The organism is Streptosporangium sp. NPDC087985, assembly GCF_044741965.1.
Taxonomy (GTDB): domain Bacteria; phylum Actinomycetota; class Actinomycetes; order Streptosporangiales; family Streptosporangiaceae; genus Streptosporangium.
The window spans coordinates 620006-637973 of sequence record NZ_JBIUTQ010000002.1; the positions used below are offsets into that span (position 1 = coordinate 620006).

A 17968-nucleotide genomic window follows, 5' to 3' on the forward strand; every position below is an offset into this window, starting at 1 on the left:
GCGCCTACCGCTCGATGACCTCGTTCTTACCGATGACCACGATGCCGTTGCGGGTCACCGCGAAGCGGCTGCGGTCGTATTCGAGGTCGAGGCCGATCCGGGCGCCGTCCGGGATGATCACGTTCTTGTCGATGATGGCCTTGCGGACGACGGCGCCCCGGCCCACCTGCACGTTGCCCATCAGCACCGAGTCCTCGACCTGGGAGTGGGAGTGCAGCACCACGCCGGGGGAGAGGACGGAACGCTCCGCCAGACCGCCGGAGACGATCACGCCCGGGGAGACCAGCGAGTCGATCGCCCGGCCGACCCGGTCACCGGCGTTGTGCACGAACTTCGCTGGAGGGAGCGGGTCGTGGCCGGTGTAGATCGGCCACTGGCTGTTGTAGAGGTTGAAGACCGGGTGTGCCGCGATGAGGTCCATGTGCGCCTCGTAGTAGGCGTCGAGGGTCCCCACGTCACGCCAGTAGCCCCGGTCCCGCTCGGTGGAGCCGGGCACGACGTTGTCGGCGAAGTCGTAGACCTCCGCGCTGCCCGACTTCACCATCATCGGGATGATGTTCCCGCCGAGGTCGTGCTTGCTGGCGGGGTCGAGCGCGTCCTCCCGGAGCGCGTCGAGCATCGCCTGGGTCCTGAAGACGTAGTTGCCCATCGACGCGTACACCTGGTCGGGCGCGTCCGGCAGGCCCACCGCGTTCTTGGGCTTCTCGCGGAACGCCACGATCCGCCGCCCCGCGGGATCGGTCTCGATCACTCCGAACTGGTCGGCCAGTGACAGTGGCTGCCGGATCGCCGCCACGGTCACCTCGGCGCCGGAGTCGATGTGCTGTTCCACCATCTGCCGGGGGTCCATCCGGTAGATGTGGTCGGCCCCGAACACGATGACGTGGTCGGGCATCTCGTCGTAGATCAGGTTCAGGTTCTGGAACAGCGCGTCGGCGGACCCGGAGAACCAGTGCGGCCCGAGCCGCTGCTGCGCGGGCACCGGCGTGACGTAGTTGCCCAGCATCGCCGACAGCCGCCAGGTCCGGGAGATGTGCCGGTCAAGACTGTGGCTCTTGTACTGGGTCAGCACCACGATCTTCAGGTAGTGACTGTTGGCCAGGTTCGACAGCACGAAGTCGACGAGCCGGTATATCCCCCCGAACGGCACCGCCGGCTTCGCCCGGTCGGCCGTCAGCGGCATCAGTCGCTTGCCTTCACCGCCGGCGAGCACGATCGCAAGGACTCTCATATCAGGACCTTAACCTGACAGACGGGGCTGAAACACTAGGCTGATCACATGCGCGTTGATCTGCTGAGTCGCGAGTACCCGCCCGAGGTGTACGGCGGAGCCGGCGTCCATGTCGAGTACCTCGCCCGGGAGTTGCGCAGGCTGGCAGACGCCCGCGTCCGCTGCTTCGGAGCGTCGCGGCCCGAGCATGGTGTCGAGGCCTACCGGGTGCCCGGCGGCCTGGAGACGGCCAACGCCGCGCTCCAGGTTCTCGGCGTCGATCTGGAGATGGCGGCGGCCTGCGAGGGCGCGGATCTGGTGCACAGCCACACGTGGTACGCCAATTTCGCAGGCCACGTGGCCAAGATGCTGTACGGCACGCCGCACGTGGTGACCACGCACAGCCTGGAGCCGCTGCGCCCGTGGAAGGCCGAGCAGCTCGGCGGCGGTTACACGCTGTCGTCGTGGGCCGAGCGGGGCGCCCTGGCGAGCGCGGACGCGATCATCGCCGTGTCGGAGGGCATGCGGCGCGACGTCCTCACCAGTTATCCCGAGATATCGCCGGAAAAGGTCACGGTGATCCACAACGGGATCGACACCGGCGAATACGCTCCCGACCGTGACACCGGCGTCCTGGTCGGACACGGCATCGACCCGAGTCGGCCGTACGTCGTGTTCGTGGGCCGGATCACCCGGCAGAAGGGTCTGGTCCACCTGCTCCACGCGGCCAGGGACTTCCACCCCGACGCCCAGCTGGTGCTCTGCGCGGGCGCCCCCGACACGCCGGAGATCGCCGCCGAGGTCACCGCGCTCGTGCGCGGGCTGGACCGGGAGGGCGTCATCTGGATCTCGGAGATGCTCCCGCGCCCCGAGGTGATCCAGATCCTCACCCACGCGACCGTCTTCGCCTGCCCGTCGGTCTACGAGCCGATGGGGATCGTGAACCTGGAGGCGATGGCCTGCGAGACCGCCGTCGTGGCCACCGCCACCGGCGGAATCCCCGAGGTGGTGGCCGATGGCTCGACCGGTCTGCTGGTCCCGATCGACCAGTCCGCGGCCGACGGCACCCCCGACGACCCCGGGCGGTTCGCCGCCGACCTCGCCGCGCGGGTCAACCGGCTGCTCGCCGACCCGGCACTCGCCGCGGAGATGGGCAGGGCCGGGCGGGTCCGGGCCGTGGAGCACTTCTCCTGGGAGCGGATCGCCCGGCGGACGATGGATCTCTACCGGTCGCTCCTCCGGCCCTGACACCCGCCCGGGTGGCGGGTCGCCGATCGGTGGGAGCCGCTGCCCGGGGCCGCCGCCGGCCCCGGTATCTCTCGGGGGATCTGCGCACTCGCGTAACGGACGCCCCAAGAGGGGGGTTCTCCGGGGGCGGGTAGGGTCGGGCCCGTGAATGTTCAAACCAGGATCACCGACCGACATGGCGGCGTCAGCGCAGAGCCGTACGGCAGCCGCAACCTCGGAGTCGGGTCCGGGGATGACCCGTTGGCGGTCGCCGCCAACAGGGCCAGGACCGCGGCCGAGTTCGGTCTGGACCGGGTCGTGTTCATGCGGCAGGTCCACAGCGCCGACGTCCGGTACGTGACCGAGCCGTTCGGCGACGACCCGCCCCCCCTGGACGGGATCTTCACCGATGTGCCCGGCCTCGGCCTGGCCGCGCTGTGCGCCGACTGTGCCCCCGTCCTGCTGGCCGACCCGCGGGCCGGCCTCGTCGGGGCCGCGCACTCCGGGCGGGTCGGCACCGTCCTCGGCGTGGTCCCGGCCCTGGTCGCGGCGATGGCCGCGCGCGGCGCCGACCCGGCGGACATGACCGCTCTGATCGGCCCGATGGCCTGCGGCAGCTGCTACGAGGTCCCCGCCGAGATGCGTGGCGAGGTCACGGACGTCCTTCCCGAGGCGTGGTCGATCACCCGCCGGGACACCCCCGCCCTCGACCTGCGCGCCGCCATCACCGCGCAGCTCGCCAGGGCGGGCGTCGGTGAGGTCACCCATGACACGCGCTGCACCATCGAGACCCCCGACCTGTTCTCCCACCGCCGGGATCGGACGACCGGCCGGTTCGCCGGTTACGTCTGGCTGGAGGCCTGAGAGCCGGCAGGTCACGCCCGGATAGGTCCCCCCGGAAGGGGGGGATCTCTCATCTCAGTCCGCGGCCAGAACGCTCCCGTAGGCGCGGGCGGCGAGGTCCGCGATGAGGCCGTGCGAGCCCAGAAGGTCGGCGTAGTCCGCCCCGATCCCGGCCGCCGCGTCGCTCGCGAGGCCGGGGGCCATCTCGGGACCGATGGCACACGGGGACAGGGCGATGCGCTGGGCGCCGATGCCCCGCAGCCGCTCGGCCGCGTCGGCGACGCTGGGAGCGCTGTCCAGGGAGGCGACCAGGACGGGGAGCGTCAGCCGGGAGGCCAGCAGCACCGCCGTCGGCTGCGCCTCCACCGCGGCGTTCTCGCCGCCGATCGTGGCGAGGATCACCGCGTCGACCGGGCTGGAGACGTTGAGCAGCCGCATCCGGTCCGCTCTCGCCAGGTCCTTCTCGGCGAGGCGGATGTGCAGGGCCTCGGCGAGCAGCGGATGCGGGCCGAGCGACTCGGTGACCGTCACCGTCGCCCCGCTGGCGGCGACCGCGGTGGCGATCAGCTGGTCCGCGACCGGGTGCGGTCCGGTCAGGAGCGGTACCACGACGGCGGCGACACCGCCCTCGGGACGCTCGCGGGCGGCCGTCTCCAGATCGGCGGTCAGCGCCTTGCCGTCCTCGCCGAGGTCGGCCAGGCGGACGTCGATCTGGGGATGATCACCCCGGATGAGGGCGGCCAGCTCGGCGGCGGCTCCTGTCTCGTCGCCGAGTGTGGCCAGCACCAGCGCGGGTGCCTCGGGCGGAAGCTGGGAGGGCACGGGCCTGCGGTGCCGGCCGGAGGGCCGTACGGCACGCCCGCGCACGGGGAGGATGGAACTCTCACTCACATGCGCGGACTCTAGGCCCATTTGGCTCGCTTTGTAGCGAAAAACGGCGGCAATTCCGTCACGACATCCGCGGAAGCGGGAATTCCTCTCGCACGGCGCCGGATCGGACAGCCGGGCGGGGTGGCGGCTCCCATGCCGCCCGCCGGAGGCCGGGCCCCTTCCCCGCTGTCACAGGTCCCTGTGTCCCTCCCACTCGTCCTCCAGGGCCGAGTGGACGATGGAGTCGCGCCAGGCGCCGCGTGCCCGCACGTGATGCCTGATCCTGCCCTCCTCGACCATTCCGGCGACCAGCATCGCGAGCTGGGCGGCGGTGTTGGCGGGGGAGCGGGCGCCCCAGAGGCGGTGCAGGCGCAGATCCCGGAAGCCGAACGTCAGTATCAGCCGGATCAGGTCGGTGCCCATGCCCCTGCCCCAGTGGTCGGGGCGCAGGCCGAGGCCGATCTCCGCGCTGTGCGGATGGTCGGTCTCGATGTGCAGCCGGGCGACGCCGATGGTCTCCTCGTCGTCCAGGTCGATCACGGCGAGCACATACAGCCCCCGGGGTTCGGCCTGTGCGGCCTCCAGCGCCTGGGCGACCAGCTCCTCGACCTCCTCGCGAGTGCGTGGGTCGAACGGCAGGTGCTCGGTGGCGGCGGGGTCGCCGTAGACGGCGTGCAGCGCTTCCACGTCGGCGACGGTGACTTCCCTCAGCCGGAGCCTCTTACCGGAGATCTCAACGTGACGCATGCGCAGACGCTAACGCCTCAGCACTCCCCAGGGCTAGAGACCGCGGGTGAGGACACCGCCACCTTCACAGGAGTGAAAAATTTCAGATAAATGCCGGTTAACCCTTGACGGAGTGAAGAGCTTCATTATGATGAAACCCACGCGGAGTGAGTGAAGGAGGCCAACGATGTTGGACCGTTCGGCGGCCCCCGGAGAGAACCTCCCGGTGGCTGCGATGCTGAGTGAAGTCGGCAACCAGATCCGCTCGATCCGCAAGGAAGCCGGACTCACTCTCGACCAGCTCAGCGAGCTGTCGGGTCTGAGTATCGGTATCGTCAGCCAGATCGAACGGGGACGCGCCAACCCCTCCTTCGCCACGCTGGTCCAGCTTGCCCACGGTCTCGGCATCCCGGTCGGAAGGCTGTTCCAGGTGCAGGACCAGCGCCGGTCACCGGTCGTCCGCAAGACCGAGCGCCGTCTGCTCGACGGCCACGGCGTCGGGATCCCGGACGACGGCAGTCGGTATGAGTTACTCACTCCCGACCTCAACGGCGCACTCGAGGTCACATGGGTGGAGACCCCACCCGGATATGACACGAGCGGCACGCCTTACCGGCACAACGGTGAGGAGTTCGGTCTCGTCCTCTCCGGACGCAAGGACGTCTATCTGGACGGCGTCCGTTACGAACTGGGCGCCGGCGACTCCATCCGATACCCGTCCACGACGCCGCACTGGTACGTCAATCCAGGGGACGAGACCTGCACAGCCGTCTGGGTGACCACTCCGCCCACCTGGTGATCAACCTGTGGCATTAGGCCACCGCGTACCGATCACGTTGTCGCTTCCGCATGCGCCCGCGTGCGTGGCCCCGCCATGCCCGGCGACGCATGCCACCCGGCGACGCCGTATGTGAGGACGTCCCCCCACCCCCCGTGTGGCGCGCGAGGACGTCCACCCCCACTCCCCACGCGCCACGCGGCGCGCGCCTCGGAAGGAGGCACCATGACCGCAACCCTTTCGGCTCCGGCCCCGTCCACCACCCGCAAAGGCATGCTCGGCCTCGGCCTGGGCAACACCCTCGAGTGGTACGACTGGATGATTTTCGGCCTGCTCTCGGCCTTTCTCGGACCGAAATTCTTTCCCTCCACCGAACCGCTCTCAGCGACACTGAACGCACTGGCGGTGTTCGCCGTCGGGTTCGCCGTCAGGCCTCTGGGCGGCGTCCTCCTCGGCACCGTGGCCGACCGGATGGGCCGGCGCAGGGTGACGCTGTTGTCGGTGGGGCTGATGGCACTCACCACCCTGATCATCGCGGTGACCCCGACGTACGAGTCAATCGGTCCCTGGGCGGGCGTCATCCTGGTCGTCTGCCGCCTCCTGCAAGGCATCTCGACCGGTATTGAGGCGCCGTTGTCCACGACCTACGCGGTGGAGCTCAACTCCGCCGGTCGCGAGGGCCGTGCCGCCGGTTACATGAGCTTCTTCGTCAACCTCGGCATCCTCCTCGCCTCACTGGTCAGCTTCGCCACCAGCTGGGTGGTCGGCGGCGACACGATGCAGGACTGGGGCTGGCGTATTCCGTTCCTGATCGGCGCCGTGATGAGTGTCGTGGTGATCTACCTGCGACGCGCCCTGCCCGAGACGCTGCACGAGACCGAGCGGGCCGAGAACTCGTCGGGCGCGGTGTGGCGCGGCATCGGCCGCAACTGGCTGGGCCTGCTCGCCATCGTCTTCGTCGTCGGCTCCGTCCAGGCCTACAACTACGCGTGGAACGTCGGACTGCCCAACCTCGCCCGCAGTTCGTTCGGCGAGGACCCCACCAAGGTGTTCGGTCTCACCACCGCGCTCGGCGTTGTCCTGCTCATCGGCTCTCCGCTCACCGGCATGCTGGCCGACCGCGCGAAGCTGTCGCGCACGTTCATCGTGACCCGCGTGCTCGCGGTGCCCTCCGTCTTCCTGATGCTGCTGTACCGCGAGCCCGGTCTCCTGGGCTTCGCCGCGGTGCTGCTGGGTGGGTCCGTCGTCCTGGCGCTGAACATGACGCTCTACAACGTGGTCGCGACGTCCCTGATGCCGAAGTCCTCTCGTGCGACGGGTGTGGCACTCGGGTACGGCGTCGCGGTCGCCCTCTTCGGCGGCACCGCGTCCTACCTCATGGTCTGGCTCCAGCAGCAGGACATCACGTGGATGTTCCCCGTTTACACAGCTGTTCTGTCCGTCGTCAGTGTGGTGCTCTACGTCGCGGTTCGCCGACGCGGCGGTGTTTTCATCGGTGAATGAGAAAGGCCTGAATTCGATGCAGTCTCTCGACCTGAGGGTGTCATCCGACAACCTGTCCGCCCCCGTGGTCCGGCGCTCCGACGTCGTTGTCGTCGGTGGCGGCCCGGCCGGCGTGAGCGCCGCCGTCGCCGCGGCCCGCACCGGGGCCAGCGTCACCCTGCTGGAGCGTTACTCGGCCCTGGGTGGCCTGGCGTCCGGCGGGATGGTGCTGGTCCTCGACGACATGTGCAACGGCAACGAGATCTCGGTGAGCGGGATCGTGTCGGAGTACGTCGAGCGGATGGAGAAGCTCGGCCTCGCCGTCTACCCGCCGGAGTCCGACCGGCACTCCTCGACCGAGACGTGGAACCGCTGGGGCCGTTGGGGCACCTTCGACTTCCACTCCCACTCCAACCCCAAGCCGATCTGCTACGCGGTCGCGTTCGACCCCGACGGGTGGAAGCGGGTCTCCAACGACCTGGTACGCGAAGCCGGCGTGAACCTGCGCCTGCACTCGTGGTTCTCCCGGCCCATCGTGGACGACGGGCGGCTGGCAGGCGTGATCTGTGAGACGAAGCAGGGACCCCAGGCCGTGCTCGGTGACGTGGTCATCGACACGACCGGCGACATCGATGTCGCCTCGCGGGCCGGTGCCGACTTCACGAAGGACAACTACCTGACCACTCTGGTCTTCCGTCTCGGCGGGGTGGACACCGATGCGGCTGAGCGGTTCGAGCAGGAGAACCCCCGCGAGGTGCGGGCGATCAACCGCAAGATCAAGCGCATGCTCGGCGGAGCCTGGGAGCTGTGGTGGCTGAAGACCCCCATCCCGGGTGTGGTCTGGTGCAACTGCCCGCACATGACCGGCTACGACGGCACCGACCCGGAGTCGCTCACGAATGCCGAGTACGACGCCCGTGACCGGATCGCGGCCGCGGTCGACTACATCAGCCAGCACCTGCCGGGCTTCGAGAACGCCCATCTGCTCGACGTCGCCGAGCAGATGGGAGTCCGGCAGACGCGCCTGCTCCAGGGTGAGTACGTGGTGACCAAGGACGACGTGGTCTCCCGCCGTCACTTCCCCGACTCGGTCGCCCGGGGCCGTGACTACTACACCCCGTACCGGGCGCTTCTCCCGCGCAACGTCGACCAGCTGCTGGTGGCCGGGCGTCACTACTCCGCCACGCCTGACGCACAGCGGATCGCCCGGGAGATCCCCCCGTGCATGGCGATGGGCCAGGCCGCCGGTATCGCCGCCGGACTGGCCGTGGACCAGGGGGTGACCGTCAGGGAGGTGGACGTGACGCAGATCCAGCGGCGGATGCGTGACCAGGGCGCTGATCCGGGCGACGTGCCCGCACCCAACGCCACGGTAGCCGAGTTCGAGGAGACACTGAATTGAGCAGCACCAACCTGCCGCTGGGCGGGGTCACCGTGGTCGACTTCACCCAGGTCTACATGGGGCCGAGCTGTACCCAGCTGCTCGGGGACTACGGCGCCGACGTGATCAAGATCGAGCGGCCCGGTGCCGGTGACCTCTCGCGGTCGTCCATCCCGGACCGTGACGGCCTGGACAACCCGATCTTTCTGTCGATCAACCGCAACAAGCGGAGCATCTCCGTGGACACCCGGACGGCGGAGGGCGTCGAGGTGATCCACCGCCTCGTGCGCGACGCCGACGTCGTCGTCAGCAACTTCCGCTCCGGCGTGATGGAGCGCATGGGCTTCGGCTACGAACGGCTCCGCGAGATCAACCCCAGACTGATCTGGGCGTCCGGTACGGGCTTCGGGGAAACGGGCCCCTACTCCCACAAAGGCGGCCAGGACGTCATCGCCCAGGCGTACTCCGGCGTGATGTGGAGGCGGGAGACCGAAGATCTCCCCCTGTCGGTGTACCCGACGCCACTCGCCGACTACACGACCGGGATGCACCTGCTGCAGGGGATCCTGCTCGCCCTCCTCGCCCGCAACACCACGGGGGAGGGGCAGAAGGTCGAAGTCACGATGTACGACTCGATGCTGCACATGCAGATGCAGGAGGCCTGCATGCAGCTGAACCGCGGCTACGAGATCAACTGGGCGTCCATGCCGCTGAGCGGGGTCTTCCCGACCGCCGACGGCGCGGTCTGCATGGTCGGCGCGTTCAAGCAGAACCCGCTGCGGGACATCTCCGTCGCCCTTGAATTCGACGAGGACCTGTCGCTGCGCGAGGAGTTCTCCACGCTGGAGCGGCAGTTCGAACGCCGGCCGGAGTTGCAGGCGATCTTCCGTGAGCGGTTCGCCGTCAACACCACCGACCACTGGGTCAAGCGGCTGGAGGAGCAGGACATCCTCTGCGCGCCGGTGCACACCCTGGCCCAGACCCTTGAGGACGAGCAGACGCTCGTCAACCGGATGGTGCTGGAGATGGAGCACCCGACGGTCGGCACCATCCGCGCGGTCGACGCTCCGATCCGCCTGTCGCGGACGCCGTCCCAGGTGCGCCGGGTGCCGCCGCGGCTCGGTGAGCACAACGCCGAGGTGCTCGCCGAGCACGGCTACGACGAGCAGTCCATCGCCGCCCTGGTGAAGGCGGGAGTCCTGCGATGAACGACCGATCACACGTCGACGAGGTGCGCTTCGAGGTCAGCGACCACGTCGCCCGGGTCACCATCGACCGGCAGCACGTGCTCAACGCGATCGACGACGCCACCCTCGCCCGCTGCAACGAGATCTGGGATGAGATCGAGCGCACCCCGAGCATCCGCGTCGTCGTGGTCACCGGCGCCGGCTCCCGCGCCTTCTGCACCGGCGCTGACATGTCGACGGAGGGCGTGGGGAAGAGCGGACTGGAGTACTGGGCCGACCTCGATCCCAACGGGTTCGCCGGGCTGAGCCTGCGACGCACGCTCGACGTCCCCGTCATCGCGCGGGTCAACGGTTACGCTCTCGGCGGCGGGATGGAGATCGTGCTCGGCTGCGACATCGTCGTCGCGTCGGACAAGGCCCAGTTCGGCCTGACCGAGCCGCGTGTCGGGCGCCTGGCCCTGGACGGCGGAATCGTGCAGCTCGTCCGCCGGATCCCGCGGACGCAGGCGATGTCGGTCCTGCTGACCGGACGCAGGTTCCCGGCCGCGGAGCTGCTGAGGATGGGTCTGGTCAACGAGGTCGTGCCCGGCGAGGAGCTGGACGCGGCCGTGGACCGCTGGGTCGACGACATCCTCGCATGCGCGCCCACGTCGCTCCGGGCGATCAAGCAGATGGTCAACCGGACGGAGCACATGACCGCCGGCGACGCCAGGGCCGCCCGGCTTCCGGCGCTGATCGAGGCGCTCGACAGCGGCAACGCCACCGAAGGGGTGCGCGCCTTCCAGGAGAAGCGCCCACCTGTGTGGTCCGACCGCTGACCTCGTGCCCGGCCTCAGGCCACGTTCTCACCGAAAGGATCTCCCATGCAGCTTCCTCCTCTGTCCTCCGGCGTCTGGGGTGTCGTCGCGACGCCCTTCTCCGGCTCCACCCTCGACGTGGACGAGACCAGCCTGGCCCGTCTCGTCGAGCACTATGAGCAGGTCAACGTCACCGGGCTCACCGTGCTCGGCGTGTTCGGCGAAGCCGCACAGCTCTCGACAGAAGAGCGCTCTGCGGTGCTCGAGACCGTCGTCGACGCGGTGGAGCTGCCACTCGTCGTGGGTATCACGTCGCTCGGCACGGCACCGGCCATCGAGGAGGTAAGGCACGCCAAGGACATCGTGGGGGATCGGCTCGCCGGTGCCATGGTGCAGGTCAACTCCCCGAACCCGGACGTCCTCGCGAAGCACCTGCGCGCCGTCCACGAGGCCACCGGTGCGCCGATCGTGGTGCAGGACTATCCCCTGGTCAGTGGCGTCGCCATCTCAGCCGAGTCGCTCGTCAGGGCGGTCCGGGATCTTGAGTTCGTCGTCGGTGTCAAGGCCGAGGCGCCGCCGACGCCCGTCTCGGTGGCGGCGCTGACCGCCGCCCTCGACGTGCCCGTCTTCGGAGGACTGGGCGGTCTGGGGCTGCTGGACGAGCTGGCGGCCGGCGCGGCCGGCGCGATGACCGGGTTCTCCTTCCCGGAGGGGCTGGTCGCCTGCGTCGACGCCTGGAAGGAGGGCGGCTACGACCGTGCCCGCGAGGTGTACACCGGCTACCTGCCGCTGGTGAACTTCGAGCAGCAGGCGAAGGTGGCCCTGGCCATCCGCAAGGAGTGCCTGCGTCAGCGGGGCCTGATCATGGAGTCGTCGGCGCGTCCCCCGGCCGCGTCCATGCCGGAGGCGCTGCGAGAGCAGCTGGTGCGGCACCTCGCCGCGGTGCCGGTGCCCGAGGTGGTGCGCTGATGGACCTGGGGCTGAAAGGCCGCACCGCCATCGTGTGCGCGTCCACCGGCGGCCTGGGCGAGGCTGTCGCCCGCGCCCTCGGGGCCGAAGGGGCACGGGTCGTGGTGTCCGGACGGCGCGGCGACCGGGCGCGCGAACTGGCCGCTGAGCTGCCGGACGCCATCGGCGTCGAGGCCGACCTCACCGCGGACGACGGCCCCGACCGTCTGCACGAGGCCGCGGTCGAGGCGTTCGGCGACGTGGACGTCCTGGTGCTCAACGGCCCCGGACCCGCGCCGGGTGCCGCGGCCGACGTCACCCAGGACGGGGTGGAGGCGGCGTTCCGCACGCTGGTGCGCCCGCAGCAGCGGCTCGTATCGCTCGCGCTGCCCGGGATGCGCGCCCGCGGCTGGGGGCGCATCCTCGCGGTCGGCTCAAGCGGTGTCGACGCTCCGCTGCCGAACCTGGCACTGTCCAACCTGGGCCGTGCCGCGCTCGCCGCCTACCTCAAGACGCTTGCCGCCGAGACGGCCGCCGACGGCGTCACCGTCAACCTGCTGCTGCCGGGCCGCATCGCCACCGACCGCGTGGCCCAGCTCGACCGGGCCGCCGCCGAGCGGCAGGGACTTTCTCCGGCCGAGGTGGAGAAGCGGTCGAGAGCCACCATCCCGGCCGGCCGGTACGGGCGGCCCGAGGAGTTCGGGGCCGTCGGCGCGTTCCTCTGCAGCGACCTGGCCTCGTACGTCACCGGCACCTCCCTGCGCTGCGACGGCGGTCTCGTCCGCAGCCTCTGACCCAGCACAGGACAGCCTCACACCATCCACGGACAGGAGACTCTCGTGACCACGCATGTGCAGAACCTCATCGACGGCCAGTGGACCGGCGACCCACAGACCGAACGGCACAACCCCGCGCGCCCCGAAGAGATCGTCGTGGTCTCCCCGCGCTCCGACGCCGGCACGGTCGACGCCGCCCTGACCGCCGCCCAGCGGGCCCAGCGCGGATGGGCGGCGCTGCCCGCTCCGGCACGTGGCGCCATCCTGATGGACGCGGCCGAGCTGCTGCGGGCACGCCAGTCCGAGGTGGCCCGTGACCTGGTGCGTGAGGAGGGCAAGACGCTGGCAGAGGCGATGGGGGAGGTACGCCGCGCAAGCGACGTGCTGCGGTACTTCGGATCCCAGGGCTGGCGGCTCGGCGGCGAGGTGCTGCCCAGCTCGATGCCCGCCACCTCGGTGCACACCCGCAGCGAGCCGGTCGGCGTGGCCGCCCTGATCACGCCGTGGAACTTCCCGATCGCGATCCCGGCGTGGAAGGCCGCGCCGGCACTGATCAGCGGTAACGCCGTCGTTCTGAAGCCCGCGGAGTTGACGCCGCTCAGCGCCACCCACCTGGCCGCCGCGCTGGTCGACGCCGGGCTGCCGGCCGGTGTGCTGAACGTGGTGCACGGCAAGGGGTCCGTGGTCGGTGACGCGCTGGCACGCGACCCGCGGGTGGGCGCGCTGTCGTTCACCGGTTCGACGGCCGTCGGCCTGGGACTGCACGACGTACTCAGCAGCCGGCGGGCGAGGGTTCAGCTGGAGATGGGCGGCAAGAACGGGTACCTGATCCTGGACGACGCGGACGTCGCCGCGGCTGCGCGAACCGTGGCGGCCAGCGGGTTCTCCCTCACCGGGCAGGCCTGCACCGCGACGTCCCGGGTGTACGTCACCCCGCGCGTCCGCGACGCGTTCATCGAGGCCCTGGCCAAGGAGGCCGAGAGGTTCGTCCCCGGTGACGGTCTGGCGGAGACGACCGGCATGGGCGCGGTCGTCAGCGAGCAGCAGCTGGCCGTGGACGTCGACGCCGTCCGACGCGCTCGCGAGCAGGGTGCCACCGTGGTCACCGGCGGCCGGACACCGGACGGGTCGTTCTTCGCCCCGACGGTACTGGCTGATGTGGCGCACGACTCGGACGTCGCCCGCAAGGAGGTTTTCGGGCCGGTGGTCGCGGTGCTCGGGGTCGCCGACTACGACGAGGGCCTGGCCCGGATCAACGACTCCGAGTACGGGCTGACGGCCGGCATCTGCACGACCGATCTGCGCGCGGCGCACGACTTCGCCGCCCGGGCGCAGGTCGGTGTCGTGAAGGTCAACCGGCCCACCACCGGCCTGGACCTCAATGTCCCGTTCGGGGGCGTCAAGGACTCCTCGTCCAACACGTTCCGCGAGCAGGGGCCGACGGCCGTGGACTTCTACACCTGGAGCAAGACGGTCTACCTGGGGCATGAGTGACCGCCTCGTCTGGCCTGACGGACGCCGACCTCGTCGCCCTGCCCAAGGCCGAGTTGCATCTGCACCTTGAGGGGGCGATCCGCGCGTCCACGGCGGAGGAGCTGGCTGATCGCTACGGCATGTCGGCTCCTCATGTCGGTTCCTTCCGGAACCTGAGCGAGTTCGTCGTCGCCTACGAGGCCGCCCGTGACCTGGTCGGTGACCTGGACGACCTGTGGCGGATCGCCCGTGAGCTGGTGGAGGACGCCGCCGCCCAGGGGGTGGTGTGGTCGGAGGTGCACGTGATCCCGCCGACCTACGCCGGCAGGATCGGGCCCGACGAGGCGGTGCTGGAGGCGGTGCTGGACGGCTTCCGCGCCGGCGCGGGTGACGGATCGGCGGCCGGTGTGATCGTCGGGGTGAACCGCGGACTGCCGATGGCCGCCGCGGAGCGGTCTCTGGCCCTGGCGATCCGCTACCGGGATTCGGGTGTGGTCGGGCTGGGACTGGCCGGTGACGAGGCGAACCACCCGCCGGGACTCTTCACGGACGTTTTCGCCCGGGCGCGCGAGGCGGGGCTGAGGGCGTTGCCGCACGGCGGAGAGGGAGCGGGCGCCGGTAACGTGCGCTCGTGCGTCGAGGATCTCGGGGCGGTCCGGGTGAACCACGGCGTGCGTGCCGTGGACGACCCCGCCGTCGTGGATCTGCTGGTTGAACGGCAGGTCTGTCTCGACGTGTGCCCGTCGTCGAACGTGGCCCTCCAGGTCAGCTCCTCACTGGAGGAGCACCCGTTGCCGGTGCTGATCGCGGCGGGAGTGCCGGTATCGCTGAGCAGCGACTGCCCGCTCTTCTGCGCCACGTCCGCGAACGCCGAGTACCGGCTGGCCCATGAGCGGCTGGGGCTCGGCATCGACACGTTGGCGCGCATCGCCCGGACGTCGATCATCGCGGGCTCGTGCCCCGACGAGCGTCGGATCGCGGCGCTGAGCCGGCTGGACACGTGGAGAGCTCGGTGCGGCGAGAGACGCGCGCCGGGTCCGACCGGCGGGGGCGGGGACGGCCGCCCCCGCCCGTGAGGCGCGTGGCGGTTTCAGGCCTCCGAGGGAGGAGACCGAGGCTTCTGGTGCGGGCTGTACGTCGACTCAAACCGTGATCACTGAGGCGTCGAGGGAGGACAATAAGTGGATGAACCATCCCACCCTCAACGTTCTCGTGGCCATCGGTCCCGGGCTGGTCGCCGACCTCCGGCTGCTCACCGAGGTGGCCGACCGTGAGTTCGCCGCCCTCGGCGTCAACGGGACAGTGGCATCGGCCGTCGACCTGCCCGGTCTCCGGGCCGCGCTGGAGTTTCCCGGGGCACTGGTCGTCGTACCCGGCCCGGACCCCGAGATCCGGAGCCTGTTCCCCGAGTACCCCCGTGCGGTCTGGCTCGACCTGACGAGGTCCGCCGCGTCCTCGCGTCCCACGTCCACCCCGTCTCCCGCGCCCGCCGCTCCGCCCACCCCGGACGGAGGAGACGGGGGAACCTACCTGCATGGGCGAGGCATCTGGGGACTGACCTGGGCGATCAGGCATGCCGTCCACCGGCTGCGGTGGCCGGCGCGGAGGATCGCCTACGGTGAGCACCCCGAGCAGTGGGCGGACGTACGGCTGCCACGCGAGACCACCGGCTCGGCGCCCGTCGCGGTGCTGCTGCACGGCGGCTACTGGCGCTCGATCTGGGGCGCGGACCTGATGGACGCGCTCTGCGTCGACCTGGCCGGGCGGGGGTTCGCCACCTGGAACCTGGAGTATCGGCGCCCTGACCTGCACGGCTGGGCCGCGACCACTGAGGACGTCGCGGGCGGGATCGCCCTGGCGGCCGAGGGCGCGTCCGGCCCGGTCGTGGTGATCGGCCATTCGGCGGGCGGCCAACTCGCCCTCCGCGCCGCCGCCGACGACCCCCGGATCACCCTGGCCGTCTCCCTGGCCGGAGTCCTCGACCTGGTGGAGGGCGACCGCAGGCATCTGAGCTCCGGCGCGGTCGCCGCAGCCCTCGGCGGTTCAGCCGCCGAGGTGCCCGAGGTCTACGGGCGGTCCAGCCCGCTGGCGCGTCTCCCCCTGGGGGTGCCCCAGCTCATCGTGCAGGGCGGCGGCGACGACCTGGACCTGGTCGACCTGGGCCGGTGCTACGCGCGCGCCGCCCAGGCCGCAGGCGATGAAGTGACATATCTGGAAATGTCGGGTGACCATTTCGACGTCATCGACCCCGCCTCCCCGATCTGGCGGGCAACGGCCGGAGTGATCGCCGACGGCGGGGCCCGGAACTGTCCCGCGGGCCCCTGAACACTCCCTGGACCGCACGGGGCGCCGGCCTCGCCGCCCCGTCAGGAGACGGACAGGGCCCCCGACGGGCACAGCTGCACGGCGCGGCGGACCGCCGCCTCCAGCGAGGCGGGCGGGTCGCCGTCCAGGACCACCACGGTCCCCTCCTCCTCGCTCTGGTCGAAGACCTCCGGCACGGTGAGCACGCACATGCCGGCCCCGATGCAGACAGTGGTGTCCGCGGTGATCTTCATGATCCTTTTCTCCTTACCCGATGACACTTACCTGAAGGTCTCTACCCGGTGACCGGCAGTCGGTGCACGCCGTAGACGGCCATGTTGGAGCGCGGGGAGACCTCCTGGTGCCGATCTTGGAGGTTGGACGGCGACGCGAGGTCCCGCGCCACGCCCGCACGGTGGGGATGCGGACCTCGCAGACAGGGCCGACGCACACTGGAACACGATCGCTGGAATCGCCCGAGGCTCCACCGTGGGGTGGATCCTCACTGCCCCGCGTGGAGTGCTTCGATGGTCATGTCCAGACGTCAGATGGTCGCCGGACTCGGCGGGCTGGCCGCCACCCTCGCCCCGCGGGCGCCCGCCTCCGCCTCGCCACCCATCAGGCCGCCGGTCGTTCCTGCCGGGGTGGCGCCCGACCGGCTGGCCGTGGACGAGGGCTTCTGGGGTACCGTCGCACAGCAGTACCGGGTCAGCCCGGACTTCGTCAACCTGGAGAACGGTTACTACGGGATCATGCCCGAGCTGGTGCGCCGGGCCTACCACCGCAACGTGGACTACCTGAACGAGCAGAACTCCTACCTGCTGCGTACCGCCTACAAGGCCCGGGCCGACCAGGTGAGACAGCGCATCGCCACTGTCCTCGGCGTGCTCGGGGAGGAGATCGCCCTCACCCGCGGCGGCACCGAAGCCCTGCAGAACCTGATCGCCGGTTACCACCGGCTCCGTCCGGGCGACGCGGTGATGTACACCGACCTCGACTATCACAGCATGCAGTACGCCATGAACTGGCTGCGCGACCGGCGTGGGGTGAGCGTCGAGCGGATGGTCGTCCCCGAGCCGGCGACCCGCCAGGCGTCGCTGGACGCCTATGCCCAGGCCCTGCGCGACCACCCCCGGGTCAGGCTGCTCCTGCTCAGCCACATGAACAACCGCACCGGCCTCGTGCTGCCGGTACGGGAGATCATCGAGATGGCCCGCGACAGGAACGTCGACGTCATCGTCGACGCCGCCCACTCGTGGGGACAGCTCGACTTCACCATGGGCGACCTCGGCGCCGACTTCGCCGGGTTCTCCCTGCACAAGTGGATGGGGGCGCCCCTCGGGAGCGGGTTCCTCTACATCCGTAAGGACCGCCTGGCCGACATCGACCTCGCCTACGCCGACGAGACCTATCCCGCCGACGACATCCGCTCGCGGGTCCACTCCGGCACCCTGGACGTCGCGCCGGTTCTCACGGTGGACACCGCCCTGGACTTCCACGACACCCTGGGGGCCGAGGTCAAGCAGGCGCGGCTGCGTTTCCTGCGCGACCGCTGGGTCCACCAGGTGCGTGACATTCCCAACGTGGAGATCCTCACCCCCGAGGAACCGGCCATGTACGGGACGATCACCTCGTTCCGGATAACCGGCCGAGTCTCGGAGGCCGACAACGTCGCGCTCACCACCCAGCTGCTCGAGCGCTACCGGATCTTCACGGTACGGCGGGGCGGTCCCGCCAGGGGCGACTGCGTCCGGGTGACCCCGGCCCTGTTCACCTCGCGAGACGACGTCGACCGGCTCGCGGTGGCGGTGCGGGACCTCGCCCGGCGTTTCCGCAGCTGACGGGCTCGCGGTCCGGCGCGGGCCGGCCACACCCGGCCCGCGTCGCCGCCGGGGTCGACGACCCTCCGCCGTGACGGCCATCCGGCATGAACACCGCCCCCGATTTCACTATCTGTAGTGACTTG

At 70.3% G+C, this 17968-nt stretch carries 17 protein-coding genes; 13 read left to right on the top strand and 4 right to left on the bottom strand.

Going from position 1 to position 17968, the window contains the following annotated elements; translation table 11 throughout:
* Window positions 1-4: 4 nt before the first annotated feature.
* A complete protein-coding gene (gene glgC / locus ACIN94_RS08165) occupies window positions 5-1231 on the bottom strand; it encodes a glucose-1-phosphate adenylyltransferase (RefSeq protein ID WP_400701243.1) in 1227 nt (408 codons plus the stop codon).
* A 48-nt stretch (window positions 1232-1279) separates the two neighbouring features.
* Here glgC and glgA point away from each other — a divergent pair, with 48 nt between their 5' ends.
* On the top strand, window positions 1280-2458 hold the full coding sequence (glgA, locus tag ACIN94_RS08170; protein ID WP_400701246.1) for a glycogen synthase: 1179 nt from the start codon (window positions 1280-1282) through the stop codon (window positions 2456-2458).
* 144 nt (window positions 2459-2602) lie between these two features.
* Window positions 2603-3301, top strand: coding sequence for a peptidoglycan editing factor PgeF (pgeF, locus tag ACIN94_RS08175; protein WP_400701249.1), 699 nt, complete (start codon window positions 2603-2605; stop codon window positions 3299-3301).
* A gap of 54 nt (window positions 3302-3355) precedes the next feature.
* On the opposite strand, the gene ACIN94_RS08180 is transcribed toward pgeF, so the two are convergent.
* Together ACIN94_RS08180 and ACIN94_RS08185 are read right to left on the bottom strand one after the other, a co-directional pair.
* Window positions 3356-4171, bottom strand: a complete 816-nt coding sequence (locus ACIN94_RS08180) for a sirohydrochlorin chelatase (protein WP_400701252.1) — start codon at window positions 4169-4171, stop codon at window positions 3356-3358.
* Between the two features lie 168 nt (window positions 4172-4339).
* A complete protein-coding gene (locus tag ACIN94_RS08185; protein WP_400701255.1) occupies window positions 4340-4897 on the bottom strand; it encodes a GNAT family N-acetyltransferase in 558 nt (185 codons plus the stop codon).
* Between the two features lie 166 nt (window positions 4898-5063).
* On the opposite strand from ACIN94_RS08185, the gene ACIN94_RS08190 reads away from it, so the two are divergent.
* The 10 genes from ACIN94_RS08190 (at window position 5064) to ACIN94_RS08235 (ending at window position 16023) form a co-directional block, all read left to right on the top strand.
* Window positions 5064-5675, top strand: a complete 612-nt coding sequence (locus tag ACIN94_RS08190) for a helix-turn-helix domain-containing protein (RefSeq protein WP_400701258.1) — start codon at window positions 5064-5066, stop codon at window positions 5673-5675.
* 204 nt (window positions 5676-5879) lie between these two features.
* Window positions 5880-7157, top strand: a complete 1278-nt coding sequence (locus tag ACIN94_RS08195; RefSeq protein WP_400701261.1) for an MFS transporter — start codon at window positions 5880-5882, stop codon at window positions 7155-7157.
* A 16-nt stretch (window positions 7158-7173) separates the two neighbouring features.
* On the top strand, window positions 7174-8538 hold the full coding sequence (locus tag ACIN94_RS08200) for an FAD-dependent oxidoreductase (protein WP_400701264.1): 1365 nt from the start codon (window positions 7174-7176) through the stop codon (window positions 8536-8538).
* On the top strand, window positions 8535-9725 hold the full coding sequence (locus ACIN94_RS08205; RefSeq protein WP_400701267.1) for a CaiB/BaiF CoA transferase family protein: 1191 nt from the start codon (window positions 8535-8537) through the stop codon (window positions 9723-9725). Before ACIN94_RS08200 ends, ACIN94_RS08205 begins: the two co-directional genes overlap by 4 nt.
* Complete coding sequence (locus tag ACIN94_RS08210) at window positions 9722-10522, top strand: enoyl-CoA hydratase-related protein (protein WP_400701270.1); 801 nt, start codon at window positions 9722-9724, stop codon at window positions 10520-10522. Before ACIN94_RS08205 ends, ACIN94_RS08210 begins: the two co-directional genes overlap by 4 nt.
* A 45-nt stretch (window positions 10523-10567) precedes the next feature.
* Complete coding sequence (locus ACIN94_RS08215; RefSeq protein ID WP_400701273.1) at window positions 10568-11470, top strand: dihydrodipicolinate synthase family protein; 903 nt, start codon at window positions 10568-10570, stop codon at window positions 11468-11470.
* Window positions 11470-12243, top strand: a complete 774-nt coding sequence (locus tag ACIN94_RS08220) for an SDR family oxidoreductase (RefSeq protein WP_400701276.1) — start codon at window positions 11470-11472, stop codon at window positions 12241-12243. The genes ACIN94_RS08215 and ACIN94_RS08220 overlap by 1 nt, the downstream gene beginning before the upstream one ends.
* Window positions 12244-12288: 45 nt before the next feature.
* Window positions 12289-13719, top strand: a complete 1431-nt coding sequence (locus ACIN94_RS08225; protein ID WP_400701279.1) for an aldehyde dehydrogenase family protein — start codon at window positions 12289-12291, stop codon at window positions 13717-13719.
* A complete protein-coding gene (gene add / locus ACIN94_RS08230; RefSeq protein ID WP_400701282.1) occupies window positions 13716-14774 on the top strand; it encodes an adenosine deaminase in 1059 nt (352 codons plus the stop codon). The genes ACIN94_RS08225 and add overlap by 4 nt, the downstream gene beginning before the upstream one ends.
* A 109-nt stretch (window positions 14775-14883) precedes the next feature.
* Window positions 14884-16023: an alpha/beta hydrolase gene (locus tag ACIN94_RS08235; protein ID WP_400701285.1), complete on the top strand. Its 1140-nt coding sequence runs from the start codon at window positions 14884-14886 to the stop codon at window positions 16021-16023.
* Between the two features lie 41 nt (window positions 16024-16064).
* Here the strand turns inward: ACIN94_RS08235 and ACIN94_RS08240 are convergent, their stop codons facing one another.
* Window positions 16065-16256, bottom strand: a complete 192-nt coding sequence (locus ACIN94_RS08240) for a ferredoxin (protein WP_400701288.1) — start codon at window positions 16254-16256, stop codon at window positions 16065-16067.
* Between the two features lie 279 nt (window positions 16257-16535).
* Here ACIN94_RS08240 and ACIN94_RS08245 point away from each other — a divergent pair, with 279 nt between their 5' ends.
* Window positions 16536-17843 (top strand): aminotransferase class V-fold PLP-dependent enzyme, encoded by a 1308-nt coding sequence (locus ACIN94_RS08245; protein ID WP_400701291.1) that lies wholly within the window; start codon window positions 16536-16538, stop codon window positions 17841-17843.
* The last annotated feature ends 125 nt before the right edge of the window (window positions 17844-17968 follow it).

What these genes read in the sequence shown, in the direction of transcription:
- ACIN94_RS08245 (WP_400701291.1), top strand. Translation starts at nt 16,536, where the DNA reads ATGTCCAGACGTCAGATGGTCGCCGGACTCGGCGGGCTGGCCGCCACC.
- ACIN94_RS08185 (WP_400701255.1), bottom strand. Translation starts at nt 4,897, where the DNA reads ATGCGTCACGTTGAGATCTCCGGTAAGAGGCTCCGGCTGAGGGAAGTC.
- ACIN94_RS08195 (WP_400701261.1), top strand. Translation starts at nt 5,880, where the DNA reads ATGACCGCAACCCTTTCGGCTCCGGCCCCGTCCACCACCCGCAAAGGC.
- ACIN94_RS08215 (WP_400701273.1), top strand. Translation starts at nt 10,568, where the DNA reads ATGCAGCTTCCTCCTCTGTCCTCCGGCGTCTGGGGTGTCGTCGCGACG.
- glgA (WP_400701246.1), top strand. Translation starts at nt 1,280, where the DNA reads ATGCGCGTTGATCTGCTGAGTCGCGAGTACCCGCCCGAGGTGTACGGC.
- ACIN94_RS08210 (WP_400701270.1), top strand. Translation starts at nt 9,722, where the DNA reads ATGAACGACCGATCACACGTCGACGAGGTGCGCTTCGAGGTCAGCGAC.
- ACIN94_RS08200 (WP_400701264.1), top strand. Translation starts at nt 7,174, where the DNA reads ATGCAGTCTCTCGACCTGAGGGTGTCATCCGACAACCTGTCCGCCCCC.
- ACIN94_RS08235 (WP_400701285.1), top strand. Translation starts at nt 14,884, where the DNA reads ATGAACCATCCCACCCTCAACGTTCTCGTGGCCATCGGTCCCGGGCTG.
- glgC (WP_400701243.1), bottom strand. Translation starts at nt 1,231, where the DNA reads ATGAGAGTCCTTGCGATCGTGCTCGCCGGCGGTGAAGGCAAGCGACTG.
- ACIN94_RS08190 (WP_400701258.1), top strand. Translation starts at nt 5,064, where the DNA reads ATGTTGGACCGTTCGGCGGCCCCCGGAGAGAACCTCCCGGTGGCTGCG.
- ACIN94_RS08240 (WP_400701288.1), bottom strand. Translation starts at nt 16,256, where the DNA reads ATGAAGATCACCGCGGACACCACTGTCTGCATCGGGGCCGGCATGTGC.
- ACIN94_RS08220 (WP_400701276.1), top strand. Translation starts at nt 11,470, where the DNA reads ATGGACCTGGGGCTGAAAGGCCGCACCGCCATCGTGTGCGCGTCCACC.